Consider the following 16782-nt stretch of genomic DNA (forward strand, 5'->3'; position numbering starts at 1 on the left):
AAGTCGACCGGGGCCAAGAGGGTGAGCGTTACTTCAGCGCCAGCCACGCCACCGCCGCGATCACGACGACCGCGACGACGATGCCGATGATCAGACCGGCGCCGGGACCGGACTTCACCGGGGCCGCCTGCGCGCGCACGGTGGGGGTGCCGCCCTCGTCGACGAAGGCGCGGAACATCTGGGTGCTGCCCGCGGGGTCGTAGTTGCCTTCGGGGTTCGGGCCCTGGGGGTTGTTTGCCATGGGCCAGGACCCTAGCGAATCGGCGCGACGGGCGCCACAGCCCGCCGATGACCCACGTGAGCTGCACTTTTACAAGCGCTAGCACTCCCCTTTGCCCTCATTTTATCTTCCTACGTCCCTTTTAGTTTGCCTGCGGCAACCAACTGGTTCTATGGTTGCCCTAAGCAACGAATAAAATACTGGTCAGGAGGTGCCGTGGCCGCACAGCGTCATTACGACGAGCTGGCCCGTCAGCTCAGTGCCTTCGGCGCCGTCAAAAGGGATATGGCACGCATCCTGCCGCCCGAGTGCCCGGCCGGTTCAGCCGCAGTCCTCACACTGCTCAAGCGGTACGGCGACATGCGGATGAGCAGGCTGGCCGAGCTCCTCGCGGTGGACATGTCCGTGGCGAGCCGCCACGTGGCCCACACCGCCGACCGCGGCTGGATCGAGCGTCGCCCCGACCCCGCCGACAAACGTTCGCGCATTCTTACTCTCACCGCAGAGGGGAACGCGCAGATGGACGACCTGAACGTCCGCACGACGGAGCTGCTCGCCGACCGGCTGAGCGACTGGTCGGACGACGAGGTCAACCAGTTGATCACCCTCATGACGCGCCTGCGCGACAGCTTCGGGGACTGCCGGACGACGGCGTCCCGCACCCAGCTCCCCGTCGCCGCGCAGAGCCCGGCGTCGGTGCAGACCACCCGTACACCCGCGTAAACGTAAGAAAAGGAATCCCATGGCAACATCCACACCGTCCGGTGTGCGGGGCAGCCATGCCGCCAAGCACGGAGGCGCGCCTTCCGACGGCGGCGCTCCGATGACGCACCGGCAGATCATGGAGGCGCTGTCCGGGCTGCTGCTCGGCATGTTCGCCGCGATCATCTCCTCGACGGTCGTCACCAACGCCCTCCCGGAGATCATCGGCGACCTGGGCGGCGGCCAGTCCGCGTACACCTGGGTCGTCACCGCCTCGCTGCTCGCGATGACGGCCACCACGCCCCTGTGGGGCAAGATGGCCGACCTCTTCAGCAAGAAGGCGCTCGTCCAGATAGCCCTGATCGTCTACGTGGCGGGCTCCGTCATCGCCGGTCTCGCGCAGAACCCGGCGATGCTGATCTCCGCGCGTGCCATCCAGGGCATCGGCGCCGGTGGTCTCTCGGCCCTGGCGCAGATCGTCATGGCGGCGATGATCTCGCCGCGTGAGCGTGGCCGGTACTCCGGTTACCTGGGCGCGACGTTCGCGGTCGCGACCGTCGGCGGCCCGCTGATCGGTGGTGTCATCACCGACACGAGCTTCCTCGGCTGGCGCTACTGCCTGTACGTCGGTGTGCCCTTCGCGCTGATCGCGCTCATCGTGCTGCAGAAGACGCTGCACCTGCCCGTCGTGAAGCGGAAGGTCAAGGTCGACTGGGCCGGCGCCTTCTTCATCACCGCCGCGGCCTGCCTGCTGCTCCTGTGGGTCACCTTCGCCTCCGACAAGTACGACTGGGTGTCGTGGCAGACCTACACGATGGTCGGTGGCGCGATCGTGCTCGCGCTCCTCTTCGTCCTGGCCGAGTCCAAGGCGTCCGAGCCGATCATCCCGCTGCGGCTCTTCAAGAACCGCACCATCACGCTGGCCTCGATCGCCTCGCTGTTCGTCGGTGTCGCGATGTTCGCGGGCACCGTGTACTTCTCGCAGTACTTCCAGCTGGCGCGCGACAAGTCGCCGACGATGTCGGGCGTCATGACGATCCCGATGATCGGTGGCCTGTTCATCTCGTCCACCGTCTCCGGCCAGGTCATCACCCGGACCGGCAAGTGGAAGGCGTGGCTGGTCGCCGGCGGCGCGTTCCTGACCGCGGGCCTCGGCCTGCTCGGCACCATGCGCTACGACACCCCGTACTGGCACATCGCGATCTTCATGGCGCTGATGGGTCTCGGCGTCGGCATGATGATGCAGAACCTCGTGCTGAGCACGCAGAACCAGGTCGCGCCGAAGGACCTCGGTTCCGCCTCCTCCACGGTGACGTTCTTCCGTTCCCTCGGTGGTGCCATCGGCGTCTCGGCGCTCGGCTCCGTGATGACCACGCGCATCAGCCACTACGCGAAGGACTCCATCGGCACGCTCGACCCGCAGGAGCAGGCGGCGGCCGGCAAGGCGATGGGCGGCAGCGGCATCCCGAACATGGACCTGCTGCCCCCGCACATCCGCACCTGGCTGGAGAGCGCCTACGGGCACGGCATCGGCGACATCTTCCTCTACGTCGCGCCGATCGCCTTCCTGGCGTTCCTCGTCACCATCTTCATCAAGGAGGTTCCGCTGCGTACGTCCGGAGCTCTCGAACAGGCCGCCGGCGACGCCCAGGGCGCCGGTGCCCCGGCCCCCGCCGCCGCCCAGCCCGTCCAGGGCCAGGACGAGCGGGTGCCGAGCCTGGTCGGCGCGGGTGAGCCGGTCGGTGACACGCAGACGCAGCCGCTGGCCGCCACCGCGTCCGTCTCCTCCGGGGACGCCCCGGCGCAGGCCGTCGGCGGCGGCATCCCGGTGCGCGGTTTCGTCCGCGGCGCCGAGTCCGCCCCGGTCCCGCGGGCCGCGGTCACGCTGATCTCCCTCGGCGGACGGCAGCTGGGCCGCGCGGTCGCCCAGGGCGACGGCCAGTACGGGATCGACGCCCCCGGCGCCGGCTCCTACGTGCTGATCGCCTCGGCCGACGGCTACCAGCCGCAGGCCTCCACCGTCGTCGTCGGCGAGGAGCCGGTCGCGTACGACATCCTGCTCAGCGGCACCAGCGGCCTGAGCGGTGTGGTCAAGGCCGCGGAGACCAAGGCCGCCGTCGTCGGCGCCATGGTCATCGTGACCGACGTCCGCGGTGACGTCCTCGCCACCGGGCTCTCGGGCCCCGAGGGTGAGTTCACCTTCGCCGAGCTGGTGCCCGGCGCCGTGACCGTCGCGGTGAACGCCGCCGGACACCGGCCGCTCGCGCTGCCCGTCGAGGTCGGCGGCACGGGTGTCACCCGCGTCGAGATCGAGCTGAACGCCGGTTCGCAGGTGCAGGGCACCGTGCGCGCCGCGGGCCGCTCCCTGAACGACGCCCGGGTCACGCTCATCGACGCCGCGGGCAACGTCGTGGCGACGTCGACCACCGGTGAGGACGGCGCGTACGCCTTCACCGACCTGGACGGCGGCGAGTACACGGTCATCGCGACCGGCTACCCGCCGGTGGCCACGCACCTCAGCGTGCAGGGCAGTGGCGTCGACGGCCACGACATCGAACTCTCGCACCCCGGCGAGTAGTCCGAGCAGTTCGCTGCAAGACCAGTGAGTCCCTGACAGGACCCCGGACCGGGCGGCCCGCGCTTCGAGCGGAGACGCGGGCCTCCCGGACCGGTTGTGGGAAATGGGCCCCGGACCCGGTGGCGTCGTTAACGGCAGGGGACGGCCGAGACGTCACGGGCCGGGGCCCGTTCGCGTCCGGGGCCACCTTGATTTCCTTACGTGTGTGAGAACTTGAGCTAGGAGTTGTGACTGATGGGACTGAGTGCGCGGATCCGTACGCGGGACGGCTGGGCCCTGCCGCACGCCGTCGTCACGGTGACCGACATGACCGGCGCGCAGGTGCTGCGCGCCGAGGCCGACGACGAGGGGGCCGTGCACGACGCGTCGGTCCTCACCCCCGGCCCCTACACCGTGATCGTGACCGCTGTCGGGTACGCCCCCGCGGCCTCCACCGCGCTGGTGACGGCGACCGGCCGCGCCGAGGTGGGCACGGTCGTGCTCGCGCGGCAGGGCGGCGCCGAGCTGCCGCCGCCCGGACCGTGGACGGTCGACCCCGCCCACTCCGCCGTCGCGGCGACCGCGCAGCACCTGGGGATCACCAGCGTGCACGGCCGCTTCACCGACTTCACCGCCCGCGTGGACATCGCGCAGGACGTGGAGAAGTCCCGCGTCGAGGCCGTGATCAAGGCCGCGTCGATCGACACCGGCAACGGCATGCGCGACGGCCACCTGAAGTCGCCGGACTTCCTGGACGTCGAGACGTACCCCGAGATCACCTTCAGGAGCACCGCTCTGACCCCGGCGGGGCCGGACCGCTGGACCGTCCACGGTGAGCTGGGCCTGCACGGCGTCGCCCGCCAGGTCGACCTCGACCTCAGCTACCTCGGCACCGGCGCCGACCCGTGGGGCGGCACCCGCGCCGCGTTCAAGGCGACGGCCGAGCTGAAGCGCGAGGACTTCGCCATGAACTACAACCAGGTCGTCCAGGCCGGCATCGCGGCGATCGGCGCGACGCTCAAGGTGGAGCTGGACATCCAGGCGGTCCAGGGCGACGCGCTTCCGCAGGTCTAGTACCGCTGTCGAGGGGGGTCAGCCGGGGAGGCGTGCGGTGAAGTCGCCCCGGCGCGGTGGTGCGCCGCCCACCTGCGTCACGATCCGGGCGCACAGCTCCCGCAGCTTGACGTTCTCGTCCTGGGAGCGGCGGCGCAGCAGCCCGAGCGCGGCGTCCGCGTCGCACCGGCGCCGCCCCATCACGATGCCGATGGCCTGGTCGATGACGCTGCGCGAGAGCATCGCGGTGCGCAGGTCGAGGCCGACCTCGCGCTCGTGCTCGATCCGCAGCGCCACCGCCACGGCGCCGGACGCCTGCGCGGCGAGCTTGCGCGCGATCTCGCGCCGCTCGCGGAACGCGTCGTGGGTACGCGCGTAGAAGTTGAGGGCGCCGTAGACCCCGTGGTTCAGGGTGAGCGGCAGCGCCAGCATGGACCGGATGCCGCACTGCCACGCCTCGGCGGGGAACGGACCCCAGCGCCTCTCGACCGCCAGGTCCGGGGTGTGCTGCTCCACACATTCGCGCGCGGCGGTCACGCACGGCCCGGTGTCGGCCTCGTACTGGAGCTGGTCGAGCCCGCTCACCACGCCCTCGCTGGCCGCGACGGTGCGCAGCCGGTGGGCGCGGTGCAGCGTGACGCTGCACCCGCCGGGCCGCACGACGCGCGCCGCCCGAACGGTCAGCTCCTGGAGAAAGCCGTCGAGACCGTCACACTCGGCCAGGGCCCGGTAGAGGGCGCCGGTGTCCAGCGTCCGCGCCTCGGGCCGACCGTCTTCCGAATCAGGGACTGGGAATTCGGCAGGATTGGTCATTTCCTACTAGTGACCCGGAATCGGTCGCTCACGCGTACCGCGCCCGGTCGCTCACGCGTCCCGGGACCGTGCGGCGGACTCCACGTAACGCTGCGCCAGCTCTCTCAGCTTTATGTTCTGCTGCTGCGAGGCCCGTACGAGGTGGTCGAACGCCTCGGCCGCGTCGACCCCCTCACGCGCCATCAGGAGGCCGGTGGCCTGGCCGATGAGGTCCCGGGTGCGCATCGCCTCCGTGAGCTGTTCCTGCACGGTGGCCGAGTCGTGCGCGAGGGATACGTGCGCGGCGAGCATCCGGCCGACGCGCAGGCTGCGCTCGTCGTGGCCGCCCGGCTTGCGCCCGTAGAGCACGAGCGCCGTCAGCTGCCGCCGCTCGGCGCGCAGCCGCAGCGCGAGCACACAGCCCACACCGAGGACGGGCAGGGACTGTCCCGCCCCGTTGACCTCGGCGGTGTCCTCCAGAACCGCTACGGGCGCCTCCCACAGCCGCTCCCAGAACGTGCGGTGGCCCGGCATCCCGGTCACCGCCTGGGCGCTGCGAGCCACGTCGTCGCTCCAGGCCACCGACTCGGGCACGAGGTCGCGGCCGACGGTGACGATGCCGGCGTGGTCGGCCCCGGGCACCAGGTGCACGGCGAGGCGTACGGCGGTGCGCAGGGTGGCACGCGGGTTGGACTGCTCGTGCAGCTGACGCGCTGCGACGGTGAACGCCTCGGCCAGCCGGAAATCGGCAGCAGAAGACGGCGGAACTTCGGGAAAACTGGGCGCAACCACCACGAACCTCTTCAGCGAGCATGACCGTATGGCCATGCGCGGGGAGAGCTCCGCAGCACATTCCCGACTGCGAGCGCAGGACGGACAGAACTCTAGCCGTTTCCATAAGAAGAAGTGGATTTGGCAAGGAGTGCGACGCGGGTCCCCCGTGGGTGGTGCAATGGAAGCCGGGTCAGGAAGCGGCTCGTCGTCCACCGACCGACCACGAGACCGGTCTGGCAGGTGTGCCCTGTGGCCACTCCCGTTCACCTCGCGCTCGTCGACATCGCCGAGCGCACCGTCGTCACGTTTCCGCCGGAGATCGATCTCGGCAACGCGCCGGTCCTGCTCACCGAGGCCTGCGCCCTGGCCGACGAGCGGGCGGAGCGCAGCCGCGAGTTCGTCCTCGATCTGACCCGCACCACGTTCCTCGACTCACAGGGCGTACGTCTCCTGCTCGACCTGCGCCGCTACCTGCGGCTCTACGGCACCGCCATGCGGGTCGCCGTCCCGCCGGGCGGGCCGGTACGGCGCGTGCTGACCCTGTCCCAGGTCAGACGGGACGTGCCGATGCACGACACCGTGGAGGAGGCGTTACGGGCGTGCGAGGAGTGAGGCCTCCGGGGGCTCGTCCGGGCGCGGCATAGGCTGAGCGCATGGCTCCGAACATCGCGACCAACACCCGCGTCTCCCTCGACGGGCTGCTCGACTTCGTACGCCCCCGCCACCGCGCCCTCCTGATCACCGCCCGCGCCGACGGCACCCCGCAGGCGTCGCCGCTGACCTGCGGCGTCGACGACTCCGGGCGGATCGTCATGTCCACCTACCCGGAGCGCGCCAAGACGCGCAACGCCAAGCGGAACCCGCGCGTGAGCGTGCTGGTCCTCAGCGACGAGTGGAACGGCCCGTGGGTCCAGGTCGACGGGGCCGCCGAGGTCATCGACGCGCCCGACTCGGTCGAGCCGCTCGTGGAGTACTTCCGGAACATCTCGGGTGAGCACCCGGACTGGGACGAGTACCGCGCGGCGATGGTCGAGCAGGGCAAGTCGATCATCCGCGTGACGCCGGAGAAGTGGGGGCCGGTTGCCACGGGCGGGTTCCCGGCGCGGCTCGCGCGGGACTGACTTCCAGGGCGGAGACCGACGTTCAGGGCCGCTCGGACGGCTGGGCGGCGACCAAGGCCTCGATGCCCCCGATCAGCAGGTCGAGCGCGACCTGGAAGTCCGCGTCGCGCATCTCCTCGACGGTCCGGCTGCCCGCCTCCGCCACCATGTACTCCGCGTGCCGGAAGTCCTCGGCCATCTCCTCCGGCACCCGGAACGCCGCCATCGCCTCGGCGAAGTAGTCGTCCTGAGACATGCCCGCCTCGGCGCACCGCTGACGGAAGTGGCCCTCGATCGTGCCGTAGCCGTAGACGAACTGGAAGACGGACGCGATGGCGCCGCGCTGCGCGGCCATCGGCAGCCCGGTGGCGCCGATGACACGCTGGACGGCGCGCGCGAACCGCAGCGAGTTCGGCCCGATGTTCAGGTAGTTGCCGATCTGGGGGGAGACCCACGGATGGCGCACCATCAGGGCCCGGTAACCGGCCGCCAGCTTCCGTACGTGCTCCCGCCAGTCCCCGGCGTCCACGTCCTGCGGCCCCGGTACCTCCAACTCGCCGAAGACCCGGTCCAAGGCGAGTTCGAGCAGGTCGTCCTTGGTGTCGACGTACCAGTACACGGACATCGCGGTCACCCCCAGCTCGCCCGCGAGGCGCCGCATGGAGAACTTGGCGAGCCCCTCCGCGTCGAGCAGCCGCACGCTGGCCTCGGTGATGCGGTCCCGGTCCAGGCCGCTCGGCTGCTCACTGCGCCGGGTGCGTGGCGTCCTGGCCGCGGGGTTCTCCAGCCAGATACTCATCCGCGCTGCCTTGGCCATGGCGCACCCTCCCAGAAGTCGCTCGCCCATGAGCGGGCGGAGGGTCGAGTTCCGTGGGCCTTCATGATCCACGATGGTCCACGGAATCCGTCCGTCCGCCCGGTGTCGATGCTATGCGGAAGCCACCACCCGCTATACGGAAGAGGCGGCCACCGCTGAGTCTGCCCTCTCCGCCCGCCGCAGCAACGCGGCGGCGAGCAGTCCGCCGACGAGCACGGCGACGGCCCCGACCAGCTGACTGGTCTCCAGGCCCGAGGAGAACGCGTCGGAGATCCGGGCCCGCTCCGCGTCCGACGTCGCCGCCGCGAGCGCCGCGGGCAGCGAGGCGGCCGAGACCGATACGAGCGCCGCGAACCGGGCGTTGAGGACCGCGCCGAGCACGGCGACGCCGAGACCGTTGCCGAACTCGGCGAGCGTGCCGTTGACGCCCGCGCCGACGCCCGCCTTCTCCGGCGGGATCGCGCTCATGATGGCGTTGGCCATGGCCGGCATGGCCAGCGCGATCCCGGCGCCCATGACGATCAGGCCCGCCAGCATGCCGCCGTAACTGTCCCCGCCGAGCAGGGAGATCACCGCGAGCCCGGCCGCCAGGCACGTCATCCCGGACGCGATGGTCAGCGGCGTACCGAGCCTGGGCAGCAGCCGCGCCCCGATCCCGGTGAGGTTGAGCGCGACGACGGTGAGCGCGAGCGGCGCGGTCCGCAGCCCCGCCTCCAGCGGCCCGTACCCGAGCACGAACTGGAGGTGCTGCGTGAGCAGGAACAACGACCCGCCCATGCCGAACGCGACGAGGATCGCCCCGGCCACCGCGCCCGTGAACTTCTGATTCCGGAAGAAGTGCATGTCGAGCATCGGGTACGGGATGCGCAGCTCCCACGCCACGAAGGCGCCCATGACGACGACACCGACGGCGGCGGAGGTGAGCGTGGTCGCGGACGTCCACCCCTCGTCGGGCCCGGAGATGATGGCGTAGACGACCCCGGTCATGCCGATCGTGGACAGCACCGCGCCCAGCAGGTCGGGCCGGTCGCCGCGCGGGTTCTTCGACTCCGGTACGAGGACGAGCGTGGCGACGAGCCCGACGACCGCGACCGGAATGTTGATCAGGAAGATCGCGCCCCACCAGAAGTGGTCGAGCATGAACCCGCCGAGCAGCGGCCCGACGGCGAACCCGAGCGAGTTGACCGTCGCCCACAGCCCGATCGCCTTCACGCGCTCGGCGTCGTCGAAGACCTGCACGATGACGGCGAGCGTCGTGGTCATCAGGAGCGCGCCGCCGACGCCCATGCCCGCGCGGGCGGCGATCAGCTGCCCGGTGGACTGGGCGAGCCCGGCGACCAGCGACCCCGCCCCGAACAGGACGAGCCCCGCCGCGAGCATCTTCTTGCGCCCGTACCGGTCGGCCGTGCTGCCCGCGGTGAGCAGCAGCCCCGACTGCACGAGCGAGTACGCGCTGATGACCCACTGGATGTCGGCGGTCGACGCGTCCAGCTCCCTGGTCAGGGAGGGGATGGCGACGTTCAGGACGGTGTTGTCGAGCAGCACGGTCAGCTGGGCGAGACAGATGACGCCGAGGATGATCCAGCGCTGCGGGTGACGCTCGGGAGGCGCGAGTGGCGAGGCGCCGTTGTCTGTTGTCGTGGTGGTCATGTGTCCCCCTGGGGTGGTCGTCGATGCCGCTGCCGCATTCCTTTCCTGTACACCGTAAGGGAGGAGCTTTACGGTGTACAACTCGATTTTCGGCATACGGTTCCGGCATGCCGACGCGTACTGGAGCACTGCCAGCACTGCCTCATCTGGCCCTGTCCGCGGCCTTGCTGGGCATCGCCGCGACGGCCGCGCCGTCCGCCTCCGCCGCGGCCCGCCACCACCGCCCCGTCCCTCTGCGGATCGCCACGTACAACATCCACGCCGGCTCCGGCATGGACGAGGTCTTCGACCTGGACCGGCAGGCGGCGGCGCTACGGGCGCTGCGCGCGGACGTGATCGGCCTCCAGGAGGTCGACGTCCACTGGGGGGCGCGCAGCCAGAACCTCGACGTGGCCCGCGAGTTGGCGGACCGCCTCGGGATGCGGGTGTCGTTCGCGCCGATATACAGCCTCGACCCGGCGGCGGCCGGGGAACCGCGGCGCGAGTTCGGGGTGGCGGTGCTGTCCCGGTATCCGATCCGGGCCGCCGCGAACCACGAGATCACCCGCCTGTCCACGCAGGACCCGGACCCCGTCCCGGCCCTGGCACCCGGCTTCGGCGAGGTCACCCTGAAGGTCCGCGGCGTACCGGTACAGGTCTTCGTGACCCACCTGGACTACCGCGCGGACCCCGCCGTCCGGGCGGCCCAGGTCGCGGACGCCCGCCGCATCATGTCGGCCGAAAGCCAGTCCGTCCCCGGCGCACGCCAAGTACTGCTGGGCGACTTCAACGCGGTGCCCTCCGCCCCGGAGCTCGCCCCCTTGTGGACCGAACTGACGGACGCGGGCCCGCCCGAGGGCGGCACCTACCCGGCGAACGCACCGACGCGCCGGATCGACTACGTGGCGGTGGGCAAGGGCGTACGCCCCCGAGCCGTCTCGATCCCGGAGGAGCCAACGGCATCGGACCACCGCCCAGTGATCGCGGAGGTACTGCTGCCCCGCTAGGGGCGCGGGGAACTGCGCGACCAGCCACGACGGCGGGCGCGCCGACAGACGACCCGCCCCTCCCCGTGACGCGAAGCGCCGATTTCGGGAAGGGGCGGGGTGGGGAGATCTCAACTCTCGGCCTGAGTCAGGTGGGCTGAGTCAGATGGGCTGAGTCAGGTCGTAGAACGTGGCGCTCCCGACCGTCACCTTGACGAAGTTCCCCTCCACCCAGGAAGCGATCTTCGAAGAGGCCCCGGATCCCGACCCGGCCCCGGCCCCGGCACCCGTCCCCCCACTACCGATGAAGTAGTGGATCTTCCCGTCCTCGACGTACTGCTTGAACTGAGCAAGCGTAGGAGCCGGATCCGTCCCGTTGAACCCACCGACGGCCATGACGGGATCACCCGTGGCGAGCTGATAACTGGCCTGGTTCTGCGACCCGACGGTGGCGGCGACCCAGGTGTAGTCCCCGGCGTTCCTCTGGAGGAGCTTCTTGGCCTTGGCGCTGACATCGGCCCCGTTGAGAAGACCACCCATCCCGCCGCCCCGTTGCTGCGACATCTCCGCGCCCGGGTTCTGGTTCTGGCTCTGCCCGGGCATGCCTCCACCGGGGCCCCCACCAGGGAACCCACCCTGTTTCTGACCTTGCCCCGGCGCCTGCCCCTGACCCTGCTGCTGCCCACCAGGCGGCTGCATACCACCACCACCATCACCACCGCCGCCCCCAGGCCCCCCACCACGACCTCCACCCCCACCACCGGGCATACCCATCGCACTGGCCCCCGAAGGCCCAGCCGTGACGATCGACCCGGTATGCCCGGTGTTCAACGTACTGACGGTGTAAGCGACCGGCGCCGCAAGCGAGACGACAACCCCGAGCCCGGCGGCCCCGAGCGCGACCTGCCGCCCGGCCCTCCCCGCAAGGGCAAGCCCGGCCCCCGCCGACAGCCCCCCGACGAGCACGACCCACCGCAACCAGGGCAGATACTCCGGCACCCGCCCGAGCAGCACATACGCCCACACCGCACTGACGACGACGGCCGCACCGAGCGCCACGGAGGCGCCGACCCGGGACCGCTCCTCCCAGAGCACCGTGGCGCCCATACCGACCAGCGCCGCGATGTAAGGAGCGAGAGCCACCGTGTAGTACTGGTGGAAGATCCCGGCCATGAAGCTGAAGACGAGCCCGGTCATCACGAGACACCCACCCCACGCGAGGAACGCGGCGCGCGCCGTGTCGACCCGCTTGGCCTTCCACGTGAGGACGACACCCGCGACGAGCAGAATCAGCGCGGCGGGGATCAGCCACGAGATCTGACTGCCGATCTCGGAGTTGAACATCCGCCCGAGCCCGGTCTCCCCCCACTGCCCGGTGCCACCGCCCATGCCGCCACCGCCGCCCCCACCGCCGACGGACCCGGTCTCGTCACCGTTGATCCGCCCGAGGCCGTTGTAGCCGAAGGTGAGTTCGAGGAACGAGTTGTTCTGGGAGCCGCCGATGTACGGGCGTGAGGACGCGGGCCACAGCTCCACGACCGCCACCCACCAGCCGCCCGCGACGGTCATCGCGAGCCCGGCGAGGGCCAGCTGGCCGAGCCGCCTGCGCAGCCGGGTCGGTGCGAAGACCCCGTAGAGCAGGGCGAGCGGCGGCAGGATCAGGAAGGCCTGCAACGTCTTGGTCAGAAAGGCGAGACCGACGGCGGCACCGGCGATGACCAGCCACTTCGTACGGGCGTGCTCCATGGCCCGCAGTACGCAGTACACGGTGACGGTCATGAGCAGGGCGAGGAGCGCGTCAGGGTTGTTGAACCGGAACATGAGCGCGGCGACGGGCGTCGTGGCGAACACGGCGACCGTGATGAGACCCGCGACGGCACTGAACCGACGGCGTACGGCCCCGTACAGAACACCCGCCGTGGCCAGCGCCATCAGTACCTCGGGAACGAGGATCGCCCAGGAGCTGAGACCGAAGAGGCGGACGGACAGCACCATCGGCCACAGCGCGGCCGGCGGCTTGTCGACGGTGATGGCGTTGGCCGCGTCGGACGAGCCGAAGAACATCGCCTTCCAGCTCTCGCTGCCCGCCTGGACTGCGGCGGAGTAGAAGGAGTTGGCGTAGCCGGAGGCCGACAGGTTCCAGAGGTAGGCGAGGCCGACGACGAGGAGGAGGGCGAGGAAGGCGGGGCGCACCCAGCGCGCGTCCTCGGCCCGGCCGCGCCACACGCGGCGCGGGAAGGAGGTCCTCGGGCGACCGTGACCCGGCACCGGGTGGGCCGGAGCCACGTCGTACGGACGGATGTCTGTGGTCATCGGAGATCCCTGGGCTCGGGGACGGGGTCATGCGTCCGCTCGGGCGGCCGGTGGGTGCGCTCGGGCAGTTGGTGGGTGCGCTCGGACGGCTGGTGGGTGCGCTCCAGCGGCTGGTGAGTGCGCTCCAGCGGCTGGTGGGTACGCTCGGACGGCTGTTCGGTCTGGTCGGTGAAGACCCACGCCCGGAAGAGCAGGAAGCGCAGCACGGTCGCCGCGAGGTTGGCGGCGATGAGCACGGCGAGCTCGGTGGAGTGCGCGGGCGCGCCGGACGCCGCGTTGAGGGCGGCGAGGGAACCGCTGGTCAGGGCGAGGCCGATGCCGAAGACGACGAGGCCCTGGGCCTGGTGGCGCACGGCCCGGTCGCGCCCGCGGACGCCGAAGGTGAGGCGCCGGTTGGCGGCGGTGTTGGCGACCGCGGAGACGAGCAGCGCGAGCGCGTTGGCGATCTGGGCACCCGAGAACGCCCGGAAGCCGGAGTAGAGCAGCAGGTAGAGCAGGGTCGACAGGCCGCCGACGACGCAGAACCCGACGAGCTGGCGGGCGAGCCCCTTGGGCACGCCGGGCAGCCGGCGGTCGCGCGGATCGTCCCCGAAGGGGCGCGCGAGCCGGTCGAGGGGGAGCGAGCCGGTGGCGAGCGCCTTGCCGACCCTCCACACACCCTTGAGGTCCTCGGTCGCCGTCTTGACGATGTGGACGGTCGAGTCCGGGTCGTCGACCCAGTCGACGGGCACTTCGTGGATACGGAGCCCCGCGCGCTCGGCGAGCACCAGCATCTCCGTGTCGAAGAACCAGCCGGTGTCCTCGACCAGCGGCAGCAGCACCTGCGCCACGTCGCGCCGGATCGCCTTGAACCCACACTGAGCGTCCGAGAAACGGGCCTGCAGCGAACCGCGCAGAATCAGGTTGTAGGCGCGCGAGATGAACTCCCGCTTCGGGCCGCGCACCACCCGTGAGCTGCGGGCGAGCCGCGACCCGATCGCCAGGTCGGAGTGGCCGGAGATGAGCGGGGCGACGAGCGGAAGCAGCGCGTTGAGGTCGGTGGAGAGGTCCACGTCCATGTAGGCGAGGACCGGCGCCTCGGACGCCGACCACACGGTGCGCAGCGCGCGCCCGCGCCCCTTCTGTTCGAGCCGTGAGTACCGGACCTCGGGCAGGTCCGCGGTCAGCCGGCCGGCCTCCTGGGGCGTGCTGTCCGTGGACGCGTTGTCCGCGATGGTGATGCGGAAGCGGTAGGGGAAGGTGCGGAGCAGATGGTCGTGGAGTCTGCGGACGCAGGCGCCGAGGTCCTTCTCCTCGTTGTAGACGGGGATGACGACGTCCAGAACGGGGGTGCCGGGCGTGCCGGGAGTGCCACCGCTGCCCACGGGAAGGTGCTCCCGCGCGGGCAGCGCACGGAACGTCGTGGCGCGGCCGGCCAACGGGCCGAGGCCTTCGGAAGAGTCGGTTCGCATGCCATCGACATTCGCCAACTGCCCTGTTAGCGCTGTGTGGTGAAGCTTTGGCCTGCCTGTGAGTACGTGCGGGGCTCGATCCGTGGCTGGGCCGCCTCCTGGTGGGCAGGCAGATGCACGGTGAACGTCGTCCGGCGGCCGGGCACGCTGTCCACGGTCACGTCGCCCCCGTGCGCGGCGGCGACGGCCTGCACGATGGCGAGGCCGAGCCCTGTGGAGCCCGCCTTGCGCGACCGCGACGAGTCTCCGCGCGCGAACCGTTCGAAGACGCGCGGCAGCAGCTCGGCGGGGATGCCGGGCCCGTCGTCCTGCACGTCGAGACAGACCCAGGGCCCGTGCCGGTGCACGCGCGCGGTGACGGTGGTGCCCGGTGGCGTGTGCGTACGGGCGTTCGCAAGGAGGTTGACGAGGACCTGATGCAGGCGTGCGGAATCGGCGAGTACGGTGGCCGGTTCCTCGGGCAGTTCGAGCCGCCAGACGTGATCCTGGCCCGCGGCACGGGCATCGCTGAGCGCGTCGACGACGAGCGGCGACACGTCCGTCGGCTCGTACGACAGGGGTCGGCCCGCGTCGAGCCGGGCGAGCAGCAGCAGATCCTCGACCAGGCCGGTCATCCGGTGCGCCTCGGACTCGATGCGGCCGAGCGCGTGCCGGGTGTCGGGCCCGGTCTCCTCGCGCCCGCGCCGGGTCAGCTCGGCGTACCCCCGGATCGAGGCGAGCGGCGTGCGCAGCTCATGGCTGGCGTCCGCGACGAACTGCCGTACGCGCGTCTCGCTCTGCTGCCGCGCCTGGAGCGCGCCGTGCACATGGTCGAGCATGCGGTTGAGCGCGGCGCCGACCTGGCCGACCTCGGTGTGCGGGTCGGCCTCGGCGTCCGGCACACGCTCGTACAGGGCGACTTCGCCGCTGTGGAGGGGCAGCTCGGAGACGCGGGTCGCTGTCGCGGCGACCCGGCGCAGGGGCCGCAGGGCGACACCGACCATGACGATCCCGGTCACCCCGGCGGCCAGCAGACCGGCGCCGGTGACGCTGACCTCGATGAGGATGAGGGTGTTGAGGGTGGATTCGATGTCGTCGGCGGGAAGCCCGGCCAGCAAGCGGCCGTCACCGGACGACTGGACGCGGTACTCCCCGAGACCGGGCAGGTTCACGCTGTGCGCCTTGCCGTCACGGGGGACGGTGTCGAGGGCGTCGGACTGGGCGTCGGTCAGATCGGTGGTGCGGGTGGGCGAGTAGCGGTCGGAACCGGCCGCCTCGGTGATCGATCCGTCGGCGCCGACCAGCGCGCCCACGGTCTTCTCGCCGCCGGGGCCCGGAAGGCCCAGGAACGAAAGGTCGTTCTCGCGTGCCCCCGCGCCGGGCTGCGGCTTCTCACCGGGGCCGCCCCCGGCCATGCGGACGACCTGGCCGACCTTGTCGTCGAGCTGTCCGTACAGGTACGTGTGCAGGGCCAGCGTCGTCACCGTGCCGATGACCACGCCGACCAGCGCGATCAGTCCGACCGCGGTGACGACGAGGCGGGTCCGCAGCGTCCGCGTACGGCGCCGCCTCACGAAACCGTCGTGGCGGCAGGCTTGATCAGATAACCGGCACCGCGCCGCGTGTGGATCATCGGCTCACGCCCCGCGTCGATCTTCCGCCGCAGGTAGGAGATGTACAGCTCGACGACGTTGGCCTGCCCGCCGAAGTCATAGCTCCACACCCGGTCGAGGATCTGCGCCTTGCTGAGCACACGCCGCGGATTGCGCATCAGGAAGCGCAGCAGCTCGAACTCGGTCGCGGTGAGGTGGATGTTGGCCCCGCCGCGCGACACCTCATGGCTGTCCTCGTCGAGCATCAGATCGCCGACGACGAGGACGGACTCGCTGCGCCGGTCCGCCGCGCCGGTCCGCCGGATCAGCCCGCGCAGCCGCGCGACGACCTCCTCCAGGCTGAACGGCTTGGTGACGTAGTCGTCGCCGCCGGCCGTGAGCCCGGCGATCCGGTCCTCGACGGCGTCCTTCGCGGTCAGGAAGAGCACCGGCACGTCGGGCAGTTCGCGGCGCATCCGCCCGAGGACGCTGAGCCCGTCCATGTCCGGCAGCATCATGTCGAGCACGACGGCGTCGGGCCGGAACTCCCGCGCGGTCTGCACGGCTGCGGCCCCGTCACCGGCGGCCCGTATCTGCCAGCCCTCGTAACGCAGGGCCATGGACAGCAGCTCGGTGATCGACTGCTCGTCGTCCACGACAAGCACCCGGACGGGGCTCCCGTCCGGCCTCAGCAGTTCGGTGCGCCCCTGGGGCGAGGTCGTCGTCATACCGCAAGAGTGCGACGCGCCTGTGAGAACACCCTTTTCCGTACCTGTGAAATTCCTGAGAAACGAACAGGGGCCTCTCAGGGCACGCG

At 71.0% G+C, this 16782-nt stretch carries 15 protein-coding genes; 6 read left to right on the plus strand and 9 right to left on the minus strand.

Translation table 11 applies throughout. From position 1 onward, the window contains the following. Positions 1–28: 28 nt before the first annotated feature. Positions 29–241, minus strand: coding sequence for a hypothetical protein (locus tag ACH4RC_RS34565; RefSeq protein WP_398207895.1), 213 nt, complete (start codon positions 239–241; stop codon positions 29–31). 195 nt (positions 242–436) lie between these two features. Here ACH4RC_RS34565 and ACH4RC_RS34570 point away from each other — a divergent pair, with 195 nt between their 5' ends. The 3 genes from ACH4RC_RS34570 (at position 437) to ACH4RC_RS34580 (ending at position 4553) form a co-directional block, all read left to right on the plus strand. Beyond that, positions 437–943 (plus strand): MarR family winged helix-turn-helix transcriptional regulator, encoded by a 507-nt coding sequence (locus ACH4RC_RS34570; RefSeq protein WP_398207897.1) that lies wholly within the window; start codon positions 437–439, stop codon positions 941–943. A gap of 19 nt (positions 944–962) precedes the next feature. Then, positions 963–3500 carry an MFS transporter gene (locus tag ACH4RC_RS34575; protein WP_398207898.1) on the plus strand — a complete coding sequence of 846 codons (2538 nt, stop codon included), beginning with the start codon at positions 963–965 and terminating at the stop codon, positions 3498–3500. Between the two features lie 234 nt (positions 3501–3734). Further along, a complete protein-coding gene (locus ACH4RC_RS34580) occupies positions 3735–4553 on the plus strand; it encodes a YceI family protein (protein ID WP_398207900.1) in 819 nt (272 codons plus the stop codon). 18 nt (positions 4554–4571) lie between these two features. Here the strand turns inward: ACH4RC_RS34580 and ACH4RC_RS34585 are convergent, their stop codons facing one another. Together ACH4RC_RS34585 and ACH4RC_RS34590 are read right to left on the minus strand one after the other, a co-directional pair. Next, entirely contained in the window at positions 4572–5345 is a 774-nt protein-coding gene (locus ACH4RC_RS34585; RefSeq protein WP_398207902.1) for an ANTAR domain-containing protein, read from the minus strand. Positions 5346–5396: 51 nt separating this feature from the next. Further along, positions 5397–6152, minus strand: coding sequence for a GAF and ANTAR domain-containing protein (locus ACH4RC_RS34590; RefSeq protein ID WP_398207904.1), 756 nt, complete (start codon positions 6150–6152; stop codon positions 5397–5399). Positions 6153–6347: 195 nt separating this feature from the next. On the opposite strand from ACH4RC_RS34590, the gene ACH4RC_RS34595 reads away from it, so the two are divergent. Together ACH4RC_RS34595 and ACH4RC_RS34600 are read left to right on the plus strand one after the other, a co-directional pair. Beyond that, a complete protein-coding gene (locus ACH4RC_RS34595; protein WP_398207906.1) occupies positions 6348–6710 on the plus strand; it encodes an STAS domain-containing protein in 363 nt (120 codons plus the stop codon). A gap of 41 nt (positions 6711–6751) precedes the next feature. Then, positions 6752–7219, plus strand: coding sequence for a PPOX class F420-dependent oxidoreductase (locus ACH4RC_RS34600; protein ID WP_398207908.1), 468 nt, complete (start codon positions 6752–6754; stop codon positions 7217–7219). A gap of 22 nt (positions 7220–7241) precedes the next feature. Here ACH4RC_RS34600 and ACH4RC_RS34605 read toward each other — a convergent pair whose 3' ends face one another. Continuing rightward, on the minus strand, positions 7242–8015 hold the full coding sequence (locus ACH4RC_RS34605; RefSeq protein WP_398207909.1) for a TetR/AcrR family transcriptional regulator: 774 nt from the start codon (positions 8013–8015) through the stop codon (positions 7242–7244). A gap of 132 nt (positions 8016–8147) precedes the next feature. Further along, positions 8148–9665 carry an MFS transporter gene (locus ACH4RC_RS34610; protein ID WP_398207910.1) on the minus strand — a complete coding sequence of 506 codons (1518 nt, stop codon included), beginning with the start codon at positions 9663–9665 and terminating at the stop codon, positions 8148–8150. Between the two features lie 107 nt (positions 9666–9772). Here ACH4RC_RS34610 and ACH4RC_RS34615 point away from each other — a divergent pair, with 107 nt between their 5' ends. Further along, the gene (locus tag ACH4RC_RS34615) at positions 9773–10651 is read left to right on the plus strand and encodes an endonuclease/exonuclease/phosphatase family protein (protein ID WP_398207912.1); all 879 of its coding nucleotides are present in this window, start codon (positions 9773–9775) and stop codon (positions 10649–10651) included. Between the two features lie 141 nt (positions 10652–10792). Here the strand turns inward: ACH4RC_RS34615 and ACH4RC_RS34620 are convergent, their stop codons facing one another. Genes ACH4RC_RS34620 through ACH4RC_RS34635 form a run of 4 tightly spaced genes read right to left on the minus strand, consistent with a single transcriptional unit; the run spans position 10793 to position 16693 of the window. Beyond that, complete coding sequence (locus ACH4RC_RS34620; RefSeq protein WP_398207913.1) at positions 10793–12943, minus strand: ArnT family glycosyltransferase; 2151 nt, start codon at positions 12941–12943, stop codon at positions 10793–10795. Then, positions 12940–14394, minus strand: a complete 1455-nt coding sequence (locus ACH4RC_RS34625) for a glycosyltransferase (protein ID WP_398207915.1) — start codon at positions 14392–14394, stop codon at positions 12940–12942. Before ACH4RC_RS34625 ends, ACH4RC_RS34620 begins: the two co-directional genes overlap by 4 nt. 26 nt (positions 14395–14420) lie before the next feature. Beyond that, the gene (locus tag ACH4RC_RS34630) at positions 14421–15947 is read right to left on the minus strand and encodes a sensor histidine kinase (protein ID WP_398207916.1); all 1527 of its coding nucleotides are present in this window, start codon (positions 15945–15947) and stop codon (positions 14421–14423) included. Continuing rightward, on the minus strand, positions 15944–16693 hold the full coding sequence (locus tag ACH4RC_RS34635; protein ID WP_398207917.1) for a response regulator transcription factor: 750 nt from the start codon (positions 16691–16693) through the stop codon (positions 15944–15946). The genes ACH4RC_RS34630 and ACH4RC_RS34635 overlap by 4 nt, the downstream gene beginning before the upstream one ends. Positions 16694–16782 lie beyond the last annotated feature (89 nt).

Origin of the sequence: Streptomyces sp. NPDC016845 (assembly GCF_044332585.1) — a bacterium.
Lineage (GTDB): Bacteria > Actinomycetota > Actinomycetes > Streptomycetales > Streptomycetaceae > Streptomyces.

Bases quoted from the DNA above. Each gene is read 5' to 3' on its own strand.
- ACH4RC_RS34565 (WP_398207895.1), bottom strand. From the start codon at position 241: ATGGCAAACAACCCCCAGGGCCCGAACCCCGAAGGCAACTACGACCCC.
- ACH4RC_RS34575 (WP_398207898.1), top strand. From the start codon at position 963: ATGGCAACATCCACACCGTCCGGTGTGCGGGGCAGCCATGCCGCCAAG.
- ACH4RC_RS34580 (WP_398207900.1), top strand. From the start codon at position 3,735: ATGGGACTGAGTGCGCGGATCCGTACGCGGGACGGCTGGGCCCTGCCG.
- ACH4RC_RS34585 (WP_398207902.1), bottom strand. From the start codon at position 5,345: ATGACCAATCCTGCCGAATTCCCAGTCCCTGATTCGGAAGACGGTCGG.
- ACH4RC_RS34590 (WP_398207904.1), bottom strand. From the start codon at position 6,152: ATGGCCATACGGTCATGCTCGCTGAAGAGGTTCGTGGTGGTTGCGCCC.
- ACH4RC_RS34600 (WP_398207908.1), top strand. From the start codon at position 6,752: ATGGCTCCGAACATCGCGACCAACACCCGCGTCTCCCTCGACGGGCTG.
- ACH4RC_RS34605 (WP_398207909.1), bottom strand. From the start codon at position 8,015: ATGGCCAAGGCAGCGCGGATGAGTATCTGGCTGGAGAACCCCGCGGCC.
- ACH4RC_RS34610 (WP_398207910.1), bottom strand. From the start codon at position 9,665: ATGACCACCACGACAACAGACAACGGCGCCTCGCCACTCGCGCCTCCC.
- ACH4RC_RS34615 (WP_398207912.1), top strand. From the start codon at position 9,773: ATGCCGACGCGTACTGGAGCACTGCCAGCACTGCCTCATCTGGCCCTG.
- ACH4RC_RS34620 (WP_398207913.1), bottom strand. From the start codon at position 12,943: ATGACCACAGACATCCGTCCGTACGACGTGGCTCCGGCCCACCCGGTG.
- ACH4RC_RS34625 (WP_398207915.1), bottom strand. From the start codon at position 14,394: ATGCGAACCGACTCTTCCGAAGGCCTCGGCCCGTTGGCCGGCCGCGCC.
- ACH4RC_RS34635 (WP_398207917.1), bottom strand. From the start codon at position 16,693: ATGACGACGACCTCGCCCCAGGGGCGCACCGAACTGCTGAGGCCGGAC.